The 17510-nt window shown below is 52.6% G+C and carries 27 protein-coding genes; 20 read left to right on the forward strand and 7 right to left on the reverse strand.

Annotated elements, in window-relative coordinates; translation table 11 throughout:
• Genes HG1285_RS08795 through lgt form a run of 4 tightly spaced genes read left to right on the forward strand, consistent with a single transcriptional unit; the run spans window position 1 to window position 3787 of the window.
• Window positions 1–1119: an FtsW/RodA/SpoVE family cell cycle protein gene (locus tag HG1285_RS08795; RefSeq protein WP_008287595.1), complete on the forward strand. Its 1119-nt coding sequence runs from the start codon at window positions 1–3 to the stop codon at window positions 1117–1119.
• Between the two features lie 15 nt (window positions 1120–1134).
• Entirely contained in the window at window positions 1135–2412 is a 1278-nt protein-coding gene (gene hisD, locus HG1285_RS08790; RefSeq protein ID WP_008287596.1) for a histidinol dehydrogenase, read from the forward strand.
• On the forward strand, window positions 2412–2975 hold the full coding sequence (locus tag HG1285_RS08785; protein ID WP_008287597.1) for a hypothetical protein: 564 nt from the start codon (window positions 2412–2414) through the stop codon (window positions 2973–2975). Before hisD ends, HG1285_RS08785 begins: the two co-directional genes overlap by 1 nt.
• Window positions 2975–3787 (forward strand): prolipoprotein diacylglyceryl transferase, encoded by an 813-nt coding sequence (lgt, locus tag HG1285_RS08780; protein WP_008287598.1) that lies wholly within the window; start codon window positions 2975–2977, stop codon window positions 3785–3787. The genes HG1285_RS08785 and lgt overlap by 1 nt, the downstream gene beginning before the upstream one ends.
• On the opposite strand, the gene HG1285_RS08775 is transcribed toward lgt, so the two are convergent.
• The 7 genes from HG1285_RS08775 to HG1285_RS08750 are packed head-to-tail and all read right to left on the reverse strand — an operon-like array spanning window position 3717 to window position 9859.
• Entirely contained in the window at window positions 3717–4673 is a 957-nt protein-coding gene (locus HG1285_RS08775; RefSeq protein ID WP_008287599.1) for an MnmC family methyltransferase, read from the reverse strand. The two genes, lgt and HG1285_RS08775, sit on opposite strands and share 71 nt — an antisense overlap.
• The gene (locus HG1285_RS08770; protein WP_008287600.1) at window positions 4645–4947 is read right to left on the reverse strand and encodes a glutaredoxin family protein; all 303 of its coding nucleotides are present in this window, start codon (window positions 4945–4947) and stop codon (window positions 4645–4647) included. Before HG1285_RS08770 ends, HG1285_RS08775 begins: the two co-directional genes overlap by 29 nt.
• Window positions 4948–5005: 58 nt before the next feature.
• Window positions 5006–6628, reverse strand: coding sequence for a diguanylate cyclase (locus tag HG1285_RS18805; protein WP_008287601.1), 1623 nt, complete (start codon window positions 6626–6628; stop codon window positions 5006–5008).
• Window positions 6629–6652: 24 nt separating this feature from the next.
• Window positions 6653–8365: a lysine--tRNA ligase gene (gene lysS / locus HG1285_RS08765; protein ID WP_008287602.1), complete on the reverse strand. Its 1713-nt coding sequence runs from the start codon at window positions 8363–8365 to the stop codon at window positions 6653–6655.
• 10 nt (window positions 8366–8375) lie between these two features.
• Window positions 8376–9071 carry a hypothetical protein gene (locus tag HG1285_RS08760; RefSeq protein ID WP_008287603.1) on the reverse strand — a complete coding sequence of 232 codons (696 nt, stop codon included), beginning with the start codon at window positions 9069–9071 and terminating at the stop codon, window positions 8376–8378.
• Complete coding sequence (locus tag HG1285_RS08755; RefSeq protein ID WP_008287604.1) at window positions 9061–9474, reverse strand: HAMP domain-containing protein; 414 nt, start codon at window positions 9472–9474, stop codon at window positions 9061–9063. The genes HG1285_RS08760 and HG1285_RS08755 overlap by 11 nt, the downstream gene beginning before the upstream one ends.
• The gene (locus HG1285_RS08750; RefSeq protein WP_008287605.1) at window positions 9458–9859 is read right to left on the reverse strand and encodes a HAMP domain-containing protein; all 402 of its coding nucleotides are present in this window, start codon (window positions 9857–9859) and stop codon (window positions 9458–9460) included. The genes HG1285_RS08755 and HG1285_RS08750 overlap by 17 nt, the downstream gene beginning before the upstream one ends.
• A 118-nt stretch (window positions 9860–9977) precedes the next feature.
• Between HG1285_RS08750 and rplN the strand changes: the two genes are divergently transcribed.
• From rplN to rpsM, 16 genes are all read left to right on the forward strand, one after another.
• Entirely contained in the window at window positions 9978–10343 is a 366-nt protein-coding gene (rplN, locus tag HG1285_RS08745; RefSeq protein WP_008287606.1) for a 50S ribosomal protein L14, read from the forward strand.
• Window positions 10343–10702: a 50S ribosomal protein L24 gene (rplX, locus tag HG1285_RS08740; RefSeq protein WP_008287607.1), complete on the forward strand. Its 360-nt coding sequence runs from the start codon at window positions 10343–10345 to the stop codon at window positions 10700–10702. Before rplN ends, rplX begins: the two co-directional genes overlap by 1 nt.
• A 3-nt stretch (window positions 10703–10705) precedes the next feature.
• Complete coding sequence (gene rplE / locus HG1285_RS08735; RefSeq protein ID WP_008287608.1) at window positions 10706–11269, forward strand: 50S ribosomal protein L5; 564 nt, start codon at window positions 10706–10708, stop codon at window positions 11267–11269.
• A gap of 10 nt (window positions 11270–11279) precedes the next feature.
• On the forward strand, window positions 11280–11468 hold the full coding sequence (locus HG1285_RS08730; RefSeq protein ID WP_008287609.1) for a type Z 30S ribosomal protein S14: 189 nt from the start codon (window positions 11280–11282) through the stop codon (window positions 11466–11468).
• A 14-nt stretch (window positions 11469–11482) separates the two neighbouring features.
• Window positions 11483–11893 (forward strand): 30S ribosomal protein S8, encoded by a 411-nt coding sequence (rpsH, locus tag HG1285_RS08725; protein ID WP_008287610.1) that lies wholly within the window; start codon window positions 11483–11485, stop codon window positions 11891–11893.
• 11 nt (window positions 11894–11904) lie between these two features.
• On the forward strand, window positions 11905–12450 hold the full coding sequence (gene rplF / locus HG1285_RS08720) for a 50S ribosomal protein L6 (RefSeq protein ID WP_008287611.1): 546 nt from the start codon (window positions 11905–11907) through the stop codon (window positions 12448–12450).
• Window positions 12451–12461: 11 nt separating this feature from the next.
• Window positions 12462–12833: a 50S ribosomal protein L18 gene (gene rplR, locus HG1285_RS08715; protein ID WP_008287612.1), complete on the forward strand. Its 372-nt coding sequence runs from the start codon at window positions 12462–12464 to the stop codon at window positions 12831–12833.
• Window positions 12834–12844: 11 nt separating this feature from the next.
• Window positions 12845–13465, forward strand: a complete 621-nt coding sequence (rpsE, locus tag HG1285_RS08710) for a 30S ribosomal protein S5 (protein WP_008287613.1) — start codon at window positions 12845–12847, stop codon at window positions 13463–13465.
• Window positions 13458–13673 (forward strand): 50S ribosomal protein L30, encoded by a 216-nt coding sequence (gene rpmD / locus HG1285_RS08705; RefSeq protein ID WP_008287614.1) that lies wholly within the window; start codon window positions 13458–13460, stop codon window positions 13671–13673. The genes rpsE and rpmD overlap by 8 nt, the downstream gene beginning before the upstream one ends.
• Window positions 13660–14109, forward strand: a complete 450-nt coding sequence (gene rplO, locus HG1285_RS08700; protein ID WP_008287615.1) for a 50S ribosomal protein L15 — start codon at window positions 13660–13662, stop codon at window positions 14107–14109. Before rpmD ends, rplO begins: the two co-directional genes overlap by 14 nt.
• Complete coding sequence (secY, locus tag HG1285_RS08695; protein WP_008287616.1) at window positions 14106–15401, forward strand: preprotein translocase subunit SecY; 1296 nt, start codon at window positions 14106–14108, stop codon at window positions 15399–15401. Before rplO ends, secY begins: the two co-directional genes overlap by 4 nt.
• Window positions 15398–16039 (forward strand): adenylate kinase, encoded by a 642-nt coding sequence (locus tag HG1285_RS08690; RefSeq protein ID WP_008287617.1) that lies wholly within the window; start codon window positions 15398–15400, stop codon window positions 16037–16039. Before secY ends, HG1285_RS08690 begins: the two co-directional genes overlap by 4 nt.
• Complete coding sequence (gene map, locus HG1285_RS08685; RefSeq protein WP_008287618.1) at window positions 16036–16818, forward strand: type I methionyl aminopeptidase; 783 nt, start codon at window positions 16036–16038, stop codon at window positions 16816–16818. Before HG1285_RS08690 ends, map begins: the two co-directional genes overlap by 4 nt.
• Before the next feature lies 1 nt (window position 16819).
• Window positions 16820–17059, forward strand: coding sequence for a translation initiation factor IF-1 (gene infA / locus HG1285_RS08680; RefSeq protein WP_008287619.1), 240 nt, complete (start codon window positions 16820–16822; stop codon window positions 17057–17059).
• 10 nt (window positions 17060–17069) lie between these two features.
• Window positions 17070–17183 carry a 50S ribosomal protein L36 gene (rpmJ, locus tag HG1285_RS08675; protein ID WP_008287620.1) on the forward strand — a complete coding sequence of 38 codons (114 nt, stop codon included), beginning with the start codon at window positions 17070–17072 and terminating at the stop codon, window positions 17181–17183.
• 13 nt (window positions 17184–17196) lie between these two features.
• Window positions 17197–17510, forward strand: a 314-nt coding sequence (gene rpsM, locus HG1285_RS08670; RefSeq protein ID WP_008287621.1) for a 30S ribosomal protein S13, incomplete at its 3' end; no start/stop codon positions are given.

The raw sequence follows: 17510 nt of genomic DNA on the forward strand, positions 1-17510 counted from the left end.
ATGGAGCGCCTGAGCAGGCTCTACCCAGACCCTGTGCTTCTATTCTCGGTAATACTGCTGTTCCTCATAGGCTTCCTCTCCATACTAAGCGTGAAGGTCATGCCCCACCTCTTCTCAGACCTTAGCCTGCACCACTTCAGGAGACCTTTCTTCTTCCTGATCTCGTTCCTCGTGGGTCTTTTCGTGATGTCCTTTATGTCCTACGCCCTCAACTACAAGAAGATCAACAACAGGAAGGTCGTTTACTTTCTCGTTGGTGTCTCCCTGACCCTTCTCTTTGTTGTTTTCCTGAAGAAGCTCCTTCTCGGCAAGCCCGTTGAGAGGTGGCTCCTTGGAACGAGCGTACAGCCCTCCGAGTTCTCCAAGATAGTGGTCGTCCTGTTCGTAGCCTACTACGTGGCTCGCAAAGGTGCGATAGACAGGCTGAGGTTCTTTGGATGGGCTATATTTGTGGTCGTCGCCCACTCCATTCTGTTATTCCTGCAGCCCGACAAAGGCATGGCGCTCTTCATCTTCGTTATAGCGTGGGGAATGCTGTGGATGGGTGGAACATCTCCCAGGATATACGTGCCTGTCGGGGGTCTCTTTGTTCTCATAGGGGGCTTCATGCTTTTCTTCGGAGGTGATTATGTCCACAGGAGGTTCCTTGCGTGGCACAACCCCATAGAGGATTCCTTCGGGACTGGCTATCAGGTCATACAATCGCTGCTCGCTTTCATGAACGGAGGCTTTCTCGGGCAGGGCTTCGGTAAAGGCTTCCAGAAGCTTGGACCCCTCACCCAGGCGGATACGGACTACATCCTCGCTGTCATAGGTGAGGAGATGGGTCTGCCCGGGCTGCTCATGGTCTTCCTTCTGTACGGAGTTCTGGTAAAGAGACTGATACTCATAGCGGGCGAAGTTGCCGATGTCTTCGGCAAGCTTATAGTTTACGGCGTGGTGCTAAACCTCGTCCTGTCTGTCGTGGTAAACGTGATGATGACCGTAAACCTACTGCCTCCCAAAGGGATACCACTACCCTTTGTGAGCTACGGTGTGAGCAACATGCTCGCTAACCTTCTGGCTCTCGGTCTCGTGGGGGCTGTATATAAAAGGCAGCTACACTACAGACTGCTCTGATAGAATTTTGAGTATATGGAGATAGTAGACCTAAGAGGCAGGGCATGGAGGTTTGACGAGAGACTTCGCTACCTTGCAGACAGGGGGGATATACTCGCTGAAGAGTACGAAGAGGCGGTAAAGGAGATAGTTAGAGGCGTAAAGGAGCGGGGGGACGAAGCCCTTGTGGAGTACACCTCCAGGTTTGACGGCGTTGAGCTCACCCCTGACACCCTTGAGATTCCCTACGAAGAGCTTGAGAACGCTTACGAGGAGCTTGAAGAGAAGGTAAAGGAAGCCCTTGAGATAGCCGAGGAGAGGATAAGGGTCTTCCACGAAAAACAGCTTGAAAACTCCTTCTTCAAAGAGGAGGAAGGCATAGTCCTCGGGCAGAAGGTTATGCCCCTTGAAAGGGTGGGTGTGTATGTGCCAGGCGGGAAGGCAGCCTACCCTTCAACCGTCCTTATGAACGTCGTTCCTGCGGTGGTGGCTGGGGTGGAAGAGATAATAATGGTCTCGCCCAAGCCTAACAAATATACCCTCGCCGCAGCCTTCATAGCCGGCGTGAGTAGGGTGTTCCAGATAGGGGGGGCTCAGGCTGTAGCAGCCCTCGCCTACGGGACGGACAGCGTCCCCAGGGTGGACAAGATAGTTGGTCCAGGGAACATATACGTGGCACTCGCCAAGAAGCTGCTCTTCGGTGTTGTGGACATAGACATGATAGCCGGACCTTCAGAGATACTAGTGATAGCCGATGACGGGGCAAATCCTTCTTGGGTGGCGGCAGATATGCTCTCCCAGGCTGAGCACGATGAGCTTGCAGCCTCAATACTCCTTACGCCTTCTGAGGCTTTCGCCAGGAAGGTGAAGGAGCACGTATATAAGATCCTTGAATCTCTTGAGAGGAGAGAGATCGCTGAGAAGTCCCTCCAGAGGTTCGGGACAGCCTTCATAGTGGAAGACCTGTACCACGCCTGTGAGGTGGCTAACTTCATAGCCCCGGAGCACTTGGAGATAATGACGAGAGAGCCGATGGCTCTTCTTCCTAACATAAGGCACGCGGGTGCGGTCTTTCTGGGAGACTATACTACGGAACCCCTCGGAGACTACGTGCTGGGACCGAACCATACCCTACCTACGGGCAGAACAGCCCGTTTCTTCTCACCCCTCGGTGTTTACGACTTCTTGAAGAGGAGCTCAGTCCTATACGTGTCCGAGGAGGGCTTCAACAGGGTGGCAGACCTTGCTGAGGCTATAGCCGTCGCCGAGGGTCTTGAAGCCCACGCCCTCGCCGTCAGGATTAGAATGAAGTGATGGCACGTCTTCTTCTCATACCCCTGCTCTTTCTCATGTTTTCCTGTGCCCCAAAGGTTGAACGCAAGTGCGTTTACGACCAGAAGCTCGTGAATTCTTACCAGAGCAGAGCTGTGCCTGAGGACTTTCGCATATACGGGATCCTCAAGTACGGACCCCTGAAGTTCCCCATGATGCTCGCCAAGTTTGATGGGCGGTACACGGTCAGGGTGGCAAGGGCTAAGGGCATAGACCTAAGTGGAAACAGGCTCTGCCTTGAGGGTAAGTGTTACATACTTCCTGCGCCCCCGGAGTATCTCGTCTTCGGCAGGCTGCTAACCGGGAGAGAGTACTCCTTCTGCAGGGAGGGCTTGCTTTACTTCCGTCGCAGAGGGAAGATCTACGAAAGGCTCGTGATATTCAACGGCAACAAGCCCGTGGAGCTCGCCATAATAAACCTTAAGAACAATAAAAGCGTCAGGGTTCTACTGGGCAAAGAGGACGAGAAGGGCTTCTTTAGAGAGCTTCACTTCATACTCAACGGCAGGGAGGTTAAACTTCTTATAGAGGAGGTTGAGAGTTAATGTTCCCCGAGCTCATAGAGATATTCGGCGTAAGGATATCAACCTACGGAGTCCTCGTAGCTATCGGTTTGATACTGGCGTACTTCACCGCGATAAGGCTCTCCCGCTCCGAGGGTATACCTGAGGACAAGGCGGAGTCGGTATTCATATACGCTGCCGTCTTCGGACTTATAGGCTCCCGTATAGCCTTCGTTGTTGAACACCCTGAGGAGGTTAAGAGCCTTATAGACGTCATAGCCCTCTGGAAGGGCGGTGTGAGCTTCCTCGGCGGTCTCGGAGGAGGAATACTGGGTGCGCTCGTGGCTGTGAAGAGGCACTCCCTCCCCCTCTGGAAGGTTGCCGACGTGGCGGCTCCGTCGCTTGCCCTCGCCCACGCCATAGGCAGGCTGGGCTGTACCGCGGCGGGATGCTGTTACGGAAGACCCGTTCCCAACGCGGAGGACGTGAGCGTAGGGATCCACTTCATGAAGGACTTCCCCTTCTTCTACGTGGTGTTCCCCTCCGGGGCTGTGGCTCCCCACGGGATACCCCTCTATCCCACCCAGATACTTGAAGCTGCAGGGAACTTACTGATATTCCTGATACTTCTTTTCCTATTCAGGAGAAAGAAGTTTGATGGAGAGGTGTTCAGTCTATACATGCTCCTCTACGGAGCGGAGAGGTTTGCCCTTGAGTTCTACAGGGGTGTAACCCCTCCTATACCCGGTCTCGGGCTTACCTGGAATCAGGTGGTAACCCTGCTCATGATGGCGTTCGCGATAGCCCTCTTCTTCCTCCTGAGGAAAGCGCTCTCTCCCGAAGGAGGACGCTGATACGGTAATCAATAAGTATGTCCACGGGCTCAAGTTCCAGCCCTGGGTCTCTGAATGGAGTGCTGTAAGGCGAGTCCATAAGTTTACTTCTCTCCTCTTCCCCCAGCCTGAAGGCTCTTTTCAGGGAGGCTACCGTTCCTCCCCTCCTTCTCCCCACCGGAGGTGTACTCCCGACGTTGAAACCGAGTTCTATAAGAGACCTCCTCACCGGAAGTGAGGAGGTGTAGGAGACCCATGCGCCCTCTTCCTTCATGAGAGGTCTTATCAGGCTGAGCAGCTCAAGGCTCCAGGCTTCCGGGTTCCTGTAGGGAGAGAAGGGGTCGTGAAAGACGGCGTCAGCTCTGAAGCCTACCACCTTACGCAGTGTCTCCCTGAAGTCTCCCTCAAGCAGTTTCAGAGATACTCCCTCCCTCTCTCCGGCAGGGAGCATGCCAAGGAGTGAACTGTGGGTTTTTGTGTAGGGTTCAGGCAGGCTGGGTATTGCATCCGGCAGCCTCTTATCAAGGGCGAGAATCTCTATGTTTAGCCTCTTGTTTATCTTCCTGAGCTCGTGTACAGCCACCGCGGCGTTGTAACCGAGTCCGAAACCTATATCAAGGAGCGTTACCCTCTCCGCCTTCGCTGCCACCTCTACCAGAAGAGAGGGCTTGAAGAACTTTTCAAGGGCTTCCGTCAATGCCCCCGCCGTGACGCTGTGATAGGGCTCTCCGTACTCTTCGCTCATCAGGGTGTAACTTCCATCCTCAGTCTTGAGGACGTCGGAAGAGGATAAGCCTTTAGGGAGCCATCTCCCCAGGTCTCTCAGGGCGTTATCTATCTCCCTATCGGTTAGGTCTACTCCCAGGAGTGAGGCTCTCTCACACAGCCTCTCTCTCAGGCTCTGCATACTTTTCAATGTAGCTCTCTATTATCTCCTTGAGCCTCCACTTCCTCGGAAGCTCACCCATGAAGAGTATGTGCTCTTCCGTGTAATCTTCGTCTTCGTCCTCAAGGAGAAGAACGGGCGTGGTGGCTATGCCCAGGTAGGTAAAGGTGTCAAGCATCTCATACATGTCCACCTCTTCCCATTCAAAGGGGACTTCCCTCTGGACTTCCCTGAGTAGCTTCTTAGCTCTATCACATCTTGGGCATACTTCCTGAGTAACGAGCAGAAATTTCATAGGTCTGCACCTCCGCACCGAAATATATGCCCCGTGAGCGGGGACACATTGACCTGGATTATGTTTCCGAAGAGACCCTGTTCTTGCCCGTCTTCTTAGCTATGTAGAGAGCTCTGTCTGCCCTGCTGACCACATCCTCAGCCCTCTCGTCACCCTCCGTTCCCTGAGCAACCCCGACGCTCACGGTTATCCTCTGGTCTCCCGGAGGGAAGCTGTGAGCCTCCACCCTCCTCCTGACCTTGTCCCCAGCCCGCAGGGCTCCCTCCAGGGAAGTGCCAGGAAGCAGTGCCAAGAACTCCTCTCCTCCGTACCTGAAGACTATGTCGGTCTCTCTCAGCGTCTCCCTTATAAGCCTGCCCAGCTCTGCGAGGACTTGGTCGCCTACCTGATGTCCGTGGCTGTCGTTAACCCTCTTGAAGTCGTCCACATCTATCATCAAGACCGATATGGGCTTACTCAAGGTGAGGAACCTCTCTATTAATTCCCTCCCGAACTCGTCAAAAGCCCTCCTGTTGAAGACTCCGGTCAGGCTGTCCATGTAAGCCTTGCTCGTGTAAACTTCTATCTCCTTTGAGAGCACATTTATGTACTTCTCAATCTCGTGAGCCATGCTGAGAATGGCGGACTCTATCTCGCCGAACTCGTCCTTCCCTGAGGGGGAGAGCCCCTCCAACTCCTTGAACTTCCTCCTCTTGATCAGCTCCGTTACCCTCTTGAGCCTCTCCACACGGTCGGAGATCCTGCCCAGTATGAGGAGAGAGCCCAGGAAGACGAGCAGCATGAGGGGAACGTAGCTCTTCATCAGCCTCTTGAAGCTCTCTAAGGCGAGCGCTGCCGAGAGGGAGCTTATGTCCCTGTAGGTAAAGAAGTATCCTATTACCTCACCAGAGAAGTCCTTCACAGGTATGCTACAGGCGAGGATAAGTTTGTCTCCTACCTTGAGCTCCTCGGAGTTGTCTCTGAAGCTGAGCTCCTTGAGAAAGTCATCCTTTCCGTCGCTTGTGCGTATGAGGAAGTCCCCACTCCTCAGAGAGCGAGATATGTATTTCTTAAGGCTTTCCTCCCTCAGAGACCTCTTAAGGACGCTTTCCTTTACAGCCAGTCCGCTTCTGTTACCCGTTATGGAGTGGTAGTGCTTGAGAAAGTCTTCCATGTCTATGCCCACGGATACAACGCCGAGCGTCCTTCCACCTCTAACTATTGGGTTCACGGCGCGTATACCCACGTAGTTCACGCACACCACTATTGACTTGGTGGTCGTGCACGTTTTCCCAGCCTCTATGACGTCTTTTCTCTTCGTCCTTCTCGGCTTGGCTGTGGGTACTCTGACGTTCAGAAAGAGGTTGGCGGGTAATTTAAAGAGCACCATCTCCCTTATTAGGTTCTCCTTCCTTACCTCCTCGTAGAGTGGTCTTAGCATCCTGTATAAACCCTCCCTGTCCCCTTTATCAAAGAGCCTCTTGACCTCTTCGTCCTTTGATATGTAAGAGGAGATAGAGTTGGCTATCCTCTTGTGGAAGTCAACGAGTTGGTTAAACTCGGAGACGCTCGTCCTGCAGAAGCTCTCCTTCTCCTTCTTGAGAAGGTCTCTGTAAAGGAAGAACTGGTGATAGGCTGCGACGGCAACTGTGAGGGAGAAGGATACGGCTGTAAGGACAAATATCCTCTTTCTCAGAGTCATACCTGTACAACAAATAAGTTCGGCTTATTGGGGTCTCATGTGAGGGAAGAGGATCACGTCTCTTATGGTGTCCGTGTTGGTCAGGAGCATGACGAGCCTGTCTATCCCTATGCCCTCTCCCGCGGTAGGTGGCATCCCGTACTCAAGAGCCCTTATGAAGTCCTCGTCCATGTCCATAGCCTCCTCGTCTCCCATCTCCTTCTCCTTGAGCTGCTCTAAGAACCTCTCTTTCTGGTCGGCTGGATCGTTGAGCTCAGTGTAGGCGTTGGCAACTTCGTAGGTCGCCACTATGAGCTCAAACCTCTCCACGAGGTCGGGGTCTTCCCTGTGGGTCTTGGCGAGGGGCGACAGGAGCTTGGGGAAGTCTATAACGAACGTAGGCTGAACGAGGTCTTCCTCAGCCACCCTCTCAAAGACCTTGTCTATCAGCTTGGCGTGGGTCAGCCTCTCGTGGTGTGTTATATCAAGCTCGCCTGCGAGCTTCCTCAAACCTTCTATGTCCTTCAGAAAGAACTCCTTGTCTTTCCCGGTTTTTTCCTTGAGTAGGTCGAAGTAGCTCACCCTCCTGAAAGGGGGCGAGAAATCCAGCTCTACACCCTCGTAGGACAGCTTTAGCGTGCCTACGGTTCTTTCAAGCAGGTGGACGAATAGTTTCTCCGTGAACTTCATTAGGTCGTTGTAGTCCCAGTAAGCTGCGTAGAACTCAACCATCGTGAACTCGGGGTTGTGGGTTCGGTCTACACCCTCGTTCCTGAAGTTCTTTCCGAGCTCGTACACCCTCGGAAAGCCGCCCACTATCAACCTCTTGAGGTAAAGCTCCGGAGCTATCCTGAGGTAGAGGTTCATCTCCAGATAGTTGTGGTAGGTCATGAAGGGCTTTGCGTTCGCTCCGCTGGCTACGGTCTGGAGTATGGGGGTTTCTACCTCCACAAAGCCCCTGTCGTCAAAGAAGCGTCTGAGCTCACTTATCAACCTGCTCCTCAGGAGGAAGGTCTTCCTCGCATCCGGGTTTGCTATGAGGTCAAGGTATCTCTGCCTGTACCTCACCTCAACGTCCTTGAGTCCGTGCCACTTTTCCGGGAGCGGGTGGAGACACTTGGCGAGGAGTTCAAAGCTGTGGACCTCAACGGTAAGCTCTCCGGTCTGGGTTCTGAAGAGCTCTCCCTCAACGCCCACTATATCTCCAAGGTCTATGAACTCGTTGAACAGGGAGAAGTTCTCATCGCCCACTATGTCCTTCCTGAGATATATCTGTATCCTGCCTGTGAGGTCCTGTATGTGCCCGAATATAGCCTTACCCATAGTCCTGAGGGCTACCAGCCTGCCCCCGAGGGACACTTTCTCTCTGTTGGGGTCTGAGTCAAACCTCTCCTTTAACTCCTTTATGCTTTCGGTATCTCCTGATGAGAGGACAGCGTCTATAAGGCTCAGCTTGCCCTCAACCCTTGAGAGGAAGCCCTCAAAGGTGTACTCCTCGCCCTGCTTGAGCCCCTCTTCCTTTGTGAATACGAGTATCTCTACGCCCTCTTCCTCCGAGAGTCTCACAAGGTAGCCGTCCTCGGTTCTTGATACCCTCTTAGCCTTTCCCCTTATCTTTACCCTCAACCCCTCCGGTGGGTCGCTCTCGTACTTTCTCCTTACGTCCCCTATGAAGCTGGTGATCTCAAACCTGTAGGGGTAAGGGTTTATCCCCCTTTCTCTGAGCTCTTTCAGCTTTCTATGTCTCGCTTCTTCCATGGGAAGAGAATTATATAACTTCTTCGTCCACTATGCTCAGAGCGGTCTTGACGAACCTCTCCGCCCTGTCAAGGGAGTCTATCTCCTGGGCGAGGTAGTCTATGAGCTCGTAGGCGTCCTCCTTGGTGAGGAGGTTTCTGTTGAAGCGCTTCTCAATTATGGTTGCGTTGAATATGTAATCCCCCGCCGGTCCTATCTCGTTCTGGAAGGCGTCTTTGAGAGCTTCAACCTGGTGCTGGGAGAGGTACTTCTTCTTCCTCCTTATCTGCTTTAGCTCTCCCTCCTTGGCTTTCTGTTCAAGGTACTTCTTCCGTGAGGTCTCCTTGAGCTCCTCAAGGATATCGTTAAACTGCCTGAGTTCCTCAACCACGCCGCCCATGCCGTAAAGAACCTTGGCAGCACCCACCCTTTTCGGGAAGAGCCCAACGGTGTACAGGTGAGGGTTGAGCACGCCTATGTAGTAGAGATACTTTCCGACGTCACCGAAGGAGAAGTCCGGGGGACCGGTTGAGTTGCCGGTGTCCAGAGTGGTGAAGCTTATTGCCGTCGTTTCAAGCCTCTGTAGCCACCTCCGAACGAAGTTCTCCTCAATGTCGGCAGAGAATATGTTCAGGAAGCCGAGTACATCTTGAACCGCTATGAAGAGGGCACCCGTGCCCTGCCTCGCCCTATCCAAGGCAACCTTAAGCTCTTCCTCAGGACGCATTCTTCTTCAACCTTCTGATCAGAGCCCTCAGGGACAACCTCATCCTTTCAAAGGCTTCCGCGAGCATGTCTATCTCTTTGTAGTATCCCTTCACCTCTAAGGGTGTGTCCAGGTCTCCCTTACTCATCTTCTCAAGGAGCTTTGTCATCTCCTTTATGGGCTTGAGGATAGTTTTCTCTATTAAGAGCTGGATTATGAGTATGGGTCCCACGAACCAGCACAGCACCAGAAAGAGGGTTGAACCCAGAGCGTACTTCCACGCCGTCTCCTCGGGCACACCGTTGTTAACCATCGCGAAGAAGAAGACGAAGAACACGAGCGCTGCCGCAAGCAGCGAGCCTATAAAGACCACGTCCAGGATCTTGTAGAGGATACTCCTGTACTTCTTACCTCTTCCTATCAAGTTCTCCCTCCAACTGCGAAACCAGCTCCTTGATCCCCACTCTCATCCTCTCAAAGGCTTCCGCCATCTGCCCGAACTCGTCGTTCGTCTCTGGTTCTATCGGCGTGTCCAGGTCTCCCCTGCTGACCCTGTCCATGTTCTCTATCATGTGGTCAATCTTTTCAAGGAAGAGCTTGTAGAATACAGCCCTCACGAAGAATATGGGCAGTGTGAAGGACAGTGTTATAACCGCAGATGAAAACAGCATTATCTTGGGTATTTCGTGTGAAGGAACGTTCGTTATGTGAAGCACGAAGTAAAGAACACCGAGGGTTATCAGGACGCTGAAGAGGGAGCCTGCCGTTACGTAGGCTGTCAGCTTGCTTAAAAGACCTTCCTTCTCCACCCTTTACCTCCTTGAGGTCTCATTATATAATTTAGAGCTTGCTTTCGGCTGGGTAAATTGTTACAATACTGTTTTGTCTCTTTTGAGGACGCACTTTTAGGAATTTGGGAGAGAAGCCATGATACAGAGACAGAGTTATATGAGCGTTGCCGACAACTCGGGGGCTAAGAGGGTTCAGGTGATAGGGATACCTTACGCGCCCAGGAAGTACGCCACCCTCGGGGACGTGATAACCGTTACGGTGAAGGACGCACTTCCCGACGGAAACGCTAAGAAGGGGAAGATATACAGGGCTGTGGTTGTCAGGACTGCTAAGGAGGTCAGAAGACCTGACGGTAGTTACATAAAGTTTGACGACAACGCCTGTGTTCTCCTGAACCAGTACGGGGAACCGCTCGGCACGAGGGTGCTCGGTCCCATAGCGAGAGAGGTGAGAAACAGAGGGTTCACCAAAATAGCTTCCCTCGCACCGGAGGTAGTTTGATGGCTTGGAAGATAAAGAAGGGTGATACGGTTCTCGTGGTCAGAGGCAAGAAGGACAACAAGGGCAAGAGCGGCAAGGTTGTAAGGGTAATTCCTGAGAAGAACAGGGTCATAGTTGAGGGCGTGAACCTCGTGAAGAAGCACCTGAAGGAGATACCCAACGTTAGAGAGGGTGGTATAGTTGAGGTTGAAGCCCCCTTACACGTAAGCAACGTCATGCTCGTGTGCCCGAACTGCAAGAAACCCACCAGGGTAGGCTTCAGGGTTGTTGAGGAGAAGGGAGTTCTCAGGAAGTACAGGTTCTGCAAGAAGTGCAACGAGAACATAGACCTTGTAAGAGAAAAACAGTTGAGAGGTTAAGCTATGGCTGTAGCTACGAAGTACGTGCCCAGGCTATATCAGAAGTACAGGGAAGAGGTCGTCCCCCGCCTCATGAAGAGGTTTGAGTACAAGAACCCCATGGAGGTTCCGAGACTCGTGAAGATAGTCGTAAACATGGGCGTGGGAGAGGCTGTTCAGGACATAAAGAGCCTTGAGAGGGCTATGGAAGACCTGAAGCTCATAACGGGTCAGCAGCCTTCCGTGAGGAGAGCCAAGAAGTCGGAGGCTGGCTTCAAGCTCAGGAAGGGTATGCCCATAGGAGCCAAGGTTACCCTGAGGAAGGAGAGGATGTGGGACTTCCTTGACAAGACCATATCCGTTGCCCTGCCGAGGGTGAAGGACTTCAAGGGTCTGAATCCCCGTTCCTTTGATGGAAGAGGCAATTACTCCTTCGGTATATCTGAGCAGATAGTCTATCCAGAGATAGACTACGACAAGGTTGACAAGATAAGAGGACTTGATGTGAGCATACACACTACGGCGGAGACCGATGAGGAGGCGCTCTGGCTCCTCTCTCTGTTAGGTCTGCCCATAAGAGCGTCATGAGGAGGTAAGTATGCCGAGAAAAGCTAAGGTTGCCAAAGACCTGAAGTACTACCCCAAGTGGAGAGTTAGAAAGAAGAATAGATGTCCTATATGTGGGAGACCGAGAGGTTTTCTCAGATACTTCAATATGTGCAGGCTATGCTTCAGGGAGAGAGCCCTGAGGGGTGAGCTCCCGGGCGTAAGGAAATCAAGCTGGTAATTTGGAGGTACGGTATGGACCCTATAGCGGATATGTTCTCTGCAATTAAGAACGCGATAATGAGGAAGAAGGATTACGTAGACGTTCCCTCTTCAAGGACTAAAGAGAGAATACTTGAGCTCCTCAAGAGGGAAGGCTTCATAAAGGACTGGGAGAAGCTGGAGGACGAGCAACACAGAAAGGGAACCCAGTACACGCTGAGGATTCACCTCAAGTACCTTGACCCCAAAAAGGAGAGGAGCGCCATAACAAACCTCGTGAAGGTATCAACGCCGGGGAAGAGGGTTTACGCTCCCGTGAAGAGGGTGCCCTACGTTAAGAGGGGGCTCGGTGTCGCTATAGTGTCAACAGACGCGGGAATTCTCACAGACCACGAGGCGAGGAGCATGAAGAAGGGCGGAGAGGTCATAGCGATAGTCTGGTAGGAGGAAAGGAGATGTCAAGGATCGGAAAGAACCCCATACCCATACCCGACGGAGTTAAGGTCGCCCTGAGGGGAAACGAGATAACCGTTGAGGGACCTAAGGGTAAGCTCTCCATGAGCTTCCATCCAGACATGAAGGTGATCGTGGACGAGAAGGAGAAGCAGATAAGGGTTGAGAGGCCCACCGAAAGGGCTTTCCACAAGGCTCTCCACGGGACGACGGCGGCGCTCATAAGGAACATGGTTAAAGGGGTCACCGAGGGATTCACCGTAATCCTTGAGGTTCAGGGGCTCGGATATAGAGCTGCCGTCAAAGGCAACACCCTTGAGCTTAACCTCGGTAAGTCCCACCCAGACCTGTACCCGATCCCCAAGGATGTGAAGATAGAGGTGAAGGGAAACGAGATACACGTCAGCGGGGTTGATAAGCAGAGGGTGGGTCAGGTGGCTGCGGAGATAAGAGACTTCAGGAAGCCAGACCCTTACAAGGGTAAGGGTATAAGGTATAAGGACGAGGTGCTCAAGCTCAAGCCCGGAAAGGCGGCAGGTAAGAAGTGAGGAGGTTTTAAATGGCTAAGCTGAGCAGAAGAGAGAAGCGTATAAGAAGACACAAGAGGATAAGGAAGAAGGTCTTTGGGACACCTGAGAGACCGAGGCTCGCTGTTTACAGAAGCCTTCATCACTTCTACGCCCAGCTCATAGACGATACTACGGGCAATACCCTCGTTTACGCATCTACCCTTGACCCAGAGTACGAGAAGCTCGCCGGTGGAAGGGGGGGTAAGTCCATAGAGGCAGCCCAGAGGGTAGCTGAGGTTCTCGTCAAGAAGGCGCTGGAGAAGGGTATAAAGAAGGTCGTGTTTGATAGAGGTGGGTTTATATACCACGGCAAGATAAAGGCTTTTGCGGACAAGTGTAGAGAGCTCGGCCTTGAGTTCTAAGGAGGAGTTACATGGGTGGTAAAGACATTGACGCGATGATTGAAGAGAGAAGAAAGAGATACGGTGTCTCGGACATGATAGAGGAGCTTCAGCTTGAGGAGAGGCTAATATACGCGAACAGGACTGCGAGGGTAACCAAGGGAGGCAGGAGGTTTTCCTTCAGCACCCTCGTAGTGGTCGGAGACAAGAGGGGGTTCGTCGGCTTTGGACACGGCAAGGCTAAGGAGGTTCCCCTCGCCATAGCTAAGGCTATAGAACAGGCTAAGAAGAAGATAATCAGGGTGCCGATAATTGAGGGGACGGTTCCCCACGACGTTGTGGGGCACTTCGGACCCACGAAGATAATAATAATGCCAGCGAGGAGGGGAACTGGTGTCGTCGCCGGTGGAGCTGCCAAGCCCGTATTTGAACTCGCCGGCTACACGGACGTTCTCACGAAGATAATAGGAAGCACAACTCCTGACAACGTCGTGAGGGCTGTTTTTGATGCCTTCCTTCAGCTCAAAACCCCTGAACAGGTGGCTGAAGAGAGAGGGCTTCCCCTTGAGGAAGTTCAGAAGAGGTTCAGCGTTTACGCAAACCCCAAGCTCAGGGTAAAGCTCTACTACCCTTGGAGGGGCGTACATGGCTAAGAAGAAGGCGGAAAAGAAGATGCTTAAGGTAACGCTCGTTAGGGGTCTCGCTGGTAAACCGGAGGCTCACGTTCAGGCTGTAAGGAGCCTCGGTCTCAGAAAGACAGGTCAGTCAAGGCTGCTTGAGGACAACCCTATGGTCAGGGGTAATGTCAGGAAGGCGTACTATCTCTTGAAAGTGGAGGAAGTCAGCGATGAAGCTTCATGAACTTCAGCCCCATCCGGGAGCTACCAGGGAAAAGAAAAGGGTTGGAAGAGGAATAGCCGCTGGTCAGGGGAAGACCGCCGGTAAAGGACACAAGGGACAGAAGACCCGTTCCGGAGATAGAACCGTGCCCCCTTACTTTGAGGGTGGTCAAACGCCCCTGCACCAGAGGATACCCAAGAGGGGATTCACCAACCCTAACAGGAAGGAGTACGCGGTCGTAAACCTGAAAACCCTTGATAAGCTCTTTGAGGAAGGAGAGGAGGTAACACCGGAACGCCTTGCTGAAAAGGGTCTGTGCTCTAAAAACGACCTCGTTAAGGTTCTCGGAGACGGAGAGCTCACCAAAAAGCTCACTGTTAAGGCTCACGCCTTCTCAAAGACAGCGAAGGAGAAGTTGGAGAAGGCAGGAGGAACCTGCGAGGTAATTGGGAAGTGATAGATTACCTCAAGAACATATTCGTATTTGAAGACCTCCGAAGGAGGTTCCTCTACACCCTGTTCATGTTCGCCATTTACAGGCTCGGTAGCCACATACCCATACCGGGCGTGGATGTGGTAGCCCTTGAAGACTTCTTCAAGGCGATGCAGGGGACTCTCTTCAACCTCTACGACATATTCTCCGGGGGTAACCTGAGCAGGATGACGGTCTTCGCCCTCGGAGTTATGCCCTACATATCCGCCTCTATAATGATGCAGCTCCTTACGGTCGCCATTCCTGAGCTTCAGAGGCTTGCCAAGGAGGAGGGAGACTACGGAAGATACAAGATAAACGAGTACACCAAGTACCTGACCCTCTTCGTTGCCTTCGTCCAGTCCATAGGGATAGCCTTCTGGCTCCAGAACCAGACCTCACCGAGAGGCTTCCCGGTGGTTCCGGAGGCAGGGTTTCTCTTCATATTCGTATCCGTCATGACGCTCGTGGCGGGAACTATGTTCCTCGTGTGGATGGGTGAGAGGATAACGGAAAAGGGAATAGGGAACGGTATGTCCCTCCTGATCTTTGCAGGTATAGTGGCGGGATTCCCTAACGCCGTGATAAGCCTCGTGGACAGGCTCAGAAGTGGAGACCTGGCGCCCTTTGCGGTGGCGGGTGCTGTGGTCATGGTACTCCTCGTGATAGTTGGCATAGTTTATATTCAAGAAGCCGAGAGGAGGATACCCGTCCAGTACCCCAGGAGGGTCGTCGGCAGGCAGGAGTACAGAGGCGGTTCAACGTACCTGCCCATAAAGATAAACCCCGCAGGGGTTATCCCTATAATATTCGCCCAGTCGCTCCTTATAATACCCTCCAGCGTTCTCACCTTTATACAGCACCCGATAGCTCAGGTTATATACGATGCCTTCAACCCCACGTCCATCTTTTACAACTTCCTCTATGTGATGCTGATAGTCTTCTTCACCTACTTCTACACGGCGGTGATGATCAACCCCGTGGAGGTGGCGGACAACCTGAGGAAGGGAGGTGCCTTCATACCCGGCGTGAGACCCGGTCTTGAGACCCAGAAGTTCCTTGAGACTGTGATAAACAGGCTGGTGTTTGTGGGTGCGCTGTTCCTCTCTGTGGTTGCGATAATACCCCTATTCATAAGCCTCCAGCTCAACGTTCCCTTCTACTTCGGGGGCACAACCGCCCTCATTGTTGTGGGCGTTGCCCTTGACACCCTCAAACAGGTGGAGGCGAACCTCATAACCAAGAAGTACAAAGGTTACGTGAGGAAGAGAAGATGAGAAAGAACCTCGTGTTTCTCGGACCGCCAGGTGCAGGAAAGGGGACTCAGGCTAAGAGGTTAGCCCAGGAGCTCGGGCTGATGCACATATCCACCGGAGACATACTCAGAGAGGCAGTTAAAAAGGGAACTCCCCTTGGTAAGAAGGCTAAGGAGTATATGGACAAAGGGGAGCTCGTTCCCGACGACCTCATAGTGGCGCTCATAGAGGAGGTCATGCCCCCCGAGGGCGGTGTGATATTTGATGGCTTTCCGAGAACGATAGCTCAGGCTGAAGCCCTTGATGAAATGCTCTCAAAGAAGGGCATGGGGATTGATGCGGTAGTTCTCTTTGATGTGCCCGACGAGGTCGTGGTGGAGAGGCTTTCAGGTAGGCGCGTTTGCCCGAGCTGTGGAGCCGTTTACCACATAAAGTTCAACCCTCCCGAGAACGATGAGGTGTGCGACAGGTGTGGGACCAAGCTGATACAGAGAGATGACGACAGGGAGGAGGTTGTAAGGAACAGGCTTGAGGTTTACAGGAGACAGACGGAGCCCCTCATTGAATACTATGAGCGTAAGGGTATATTAATAAGACTGGACGCCTCTAAGGAAATAGAGGAGGTCTATCAAGAACTTAAGAAGGTTGTAGGTGCATGAAGAGAGGTATAGAGTTATACTCCAACAAGGAGATAGAGAAGATAAGGAGAGCCTGTCAGGTAGTTGCTGAGGTTCTTCAGGCTGTCGCTGAGAACATAAAGCCCGGCATAACAGCCTGGGACATTGAGCTCATAGCCAGAGAGGAGGCTAAGAAGAGGGGCGCCAAACCGGCCTTTCTAAACTACAAGCCTCCCTTCAGCAACGTCAGGTATCCAGCTGCCACCTGCGTATCTATAAACGAGGAGGTCGTCCACGGGCTACCTAAGAAGGACAGGATCATTGAAGAGGGAGATTTGGTTAGCGTGGATTTTGGTGCTATAATAGATGGTTACGCTGGCGATTCTGCTATTACCGTGGCTGTTGGCAGCGTGGACGCCGATAAAAAGAGGCTTATGGAGGCAACTAAGTTAGCTTTGGAGAGGGCTGTGCAGAAGGCTTCTCCTGGCAACTGGCTTAGCGACATAGTGGAAGCTGTTCACTCAACGGCGGAGGAGTATGGGGTTTACCCCGTGCTCAAGTACGGAGGACACGGTATAGGCAAGAAGGTGCACGAGGAACCCTTCGTTCCCAACAACAGGAAGGATATGGGCAACAAGAACGTCAAGCTGAGGCGCGGCATGGTCATAGCTATAGAGCCTATGTTCGCTCTGGGAACGGAGGAGACGGTTCACGACGGAGACGGCTGGACGGTTAAGACCAAGGACGGGAGCCCGGCGGCTCACTTTGAGCATACCGTAGCCATCACCAAGGAGGGACCCGTAGTACTTACGGAGATTTGAGATGGGAAAGAGAAGGAAGCAGGAGCACGAGAAGGAAAAGGGCATAGTCATGGAAGGAGAGGTGGTTGAAGCCCTCCCGAACGGTATGTTCAGGGTTAAGCTTGAGGGCGGACACGAGGTTCTCGCCCACATATCTGGGAAGATGCGGATAAACTTCATCAGGATACTTCCCGGTGATAAGGTCAGGGTTGAGCTCTCACCCTACGACCTTACGAGAGGAAGGATAGTTTACAGACTGTGAGGAGGTCGCTATGAGAGTTAGGGCATCGGTTAAGAAGAGGTGTGCCAAGTGCAAGATAATCCGCAGGAAGGGAAAGGTTTACGTTATATGTGAGAACCCCAAGCACAAGCAAAAGCAAGGATGATGGAGGTTAAGGTATGGCAAGGATAGCTGGTGTTGACCTTCCGGACAACAAGAGGCTTGAGATAGCTCTCACCTACATATACGGCATAGGAAAGACGAGGGTTAGAGAGATATGTGAGTCAACGGGTATAGACTGCAGAAAGAGGGTAGGAGAGCTCTCTCCTGAGGAGCTGAACACCCTAAGGAAGTTCATAGACGAACACTACAAGGTTGAGGGAGACCTCAGAAGGGAGGTTCAGCTCAACATAAAAAGGCTCATGGACATGGGTTGTTACAGAGGGCTCAGACATGCGAGGGGTCTCCCCGTAAGAGGTCAGCAGACGAGAAC

Source organism: Hydrogenivirga sp. 128-5-R1-1 (assembly GCF_000171895.1).

Coding starts and splice junctions, on each gene's coding strand:
- rplX (WP_008287607.1), top strand. CDS start 10,343: ATGGCTTGGAAGATAAAGAAGGGTGATACGGTTCTCGTGGTCAGAGGC.
- HG1285_RS08775 (WP_008287599.1), bottom strand. CDS start 4,673: ATGCAGAGCCTGAGAGAGAGGCTGTGTGAGAGAGCCTCACTCCTGGGA.
- HG1285_RS08760 (WP_008287603.1), bottom strand. CDS start 9,071: ATGCGTCCTGAGGAAGAGCTTAAGGTTGCCTTGGATAGGGCGAGGCAG.
- lysS (WP_008287602.1), bottom strand. CDS start 8,365: ATGGAAGAAGCGAGACATAGAAAGCTGAAAGAGCTCAGAGAAAGGGGG.
- rplF (WP_008287611.1), top strand. CDS start 11,905: ATGTCAAGGATCGGAAAGAACCCCATACCCATACCCGACGGAGTTAAG.
- lgt (WP_008287598.1), top strand. CDS start 2,975: ATGTTCCCCGAGCTCATAGAGATATTCGGCGTAAGGATATCAACCTAC.
- rpsH (WP_008287610.1), top strand. CDS start 11,483: ATGGACCCTATAGCGGATATGTTCTCTGCAATTAAGAACGCGATAATG.
- HG1285_RS08730 (WP_008287609.1), top strand. CDS start 11,280: ATGCCGAGAAAAGCTAAGGTTGCCAAAGACCTGAAGTACTACCCCAAG.
- HG1285_RS08785 (WP_008287597.1), top strand. CDS start 2,412: ATGGCACGTCTTCTTCTCATACCCCTGCTCTTTCTCATGTTTTCCTGT.
- hisD (WP_008287596.1), top strand. CDS start 1,135: ATGGAGATAGTAGACCTAAGAGGCAGGGCATGGAGGTTTGACGAGAGA.
- HG1285_RS08690 (WP_008287617.1), top strand. CDS start 15,398: ATGAGAAAGAACCTCGTGTTTCTCGGACCGCCAGGTGCAGGAAAGGGG.
- HG1285_RS08795 (WP_008287595.1), top strand. CDS start 1: ATGGAGCGCCTGAGCAGGCTCTACCCAGACCCTGTGCTTCTATTCTCG.
- rplO (WP_008287615.1), top strand. CDS start 13,660: ATGAAGCTTCATGAACTTCAGCCCCATCCGGGAGCTACCAGGGAAAAG.
- rpsE (WP_008287613.1), top strand. CDS start 12,845: ATGGGTGGTAAAGACATTGACGCGATGATTGAAGAGAGAAGAAAGAGA.
- HG1285_RS08770 (WP_008287600.1), bottom strand. CDS start 4,947: ATGAAATTTCTGCTCGTTACTCAGGAAGTATGCCCAAGATGTGATAGA.
- rplE (WP_008287608.1), top strand. CDS start 10,706: ATGGCTGTAGCTACGAAGTACGTGCCCAGGCTATATCAGAAGTACAGG.
- rplR (WP_008287612.1), top strand. CDS start 12,462: ATGGCTAAGCTGAGCAGAAGAGAGAAGCGTATAAGAAGACACAAGAGG.
- rplN (WP_008287606.1), top strand. CDS start 9,978: ATGATACAGAGACAGAGTTATATGAGCGTTGCCGACAACTCGGGGGCT.
- HG1285_RS18805 (WP_008287601.1), bottom strand. CDS start 6,628: ATGACTCTGAGAAAGAGGATATTTGTCCTTACAGCCGTATCCTTCTCC.
- rpmJ (WP_008287620.1), top strand. CDS start 17,070: ATGAGAGTTAGGGCATCGGTTAAGAAGAGGTGTGCCAAGTGCAAGATA.
- rpmD (WP_008287614.1), top strand. CDS start 13,458: ATGGCTAAGAAGAAGGCGGAAAAGAAGATGCTTAAGGTAACGCTCGTT.
- infA (WP_008287619.1), top strand. CDS start 16,820: ATGGGAAAGAGAAGGAAGCAGGAGCACGAGAAGGAAAAGGGCATAGTC.
- map (WP_008287618.1), top strand. CDS start 16,036: ATGAAGAGAGGTATAGAGTTATACTCCAACAAGGAGATAGAGAAGATA.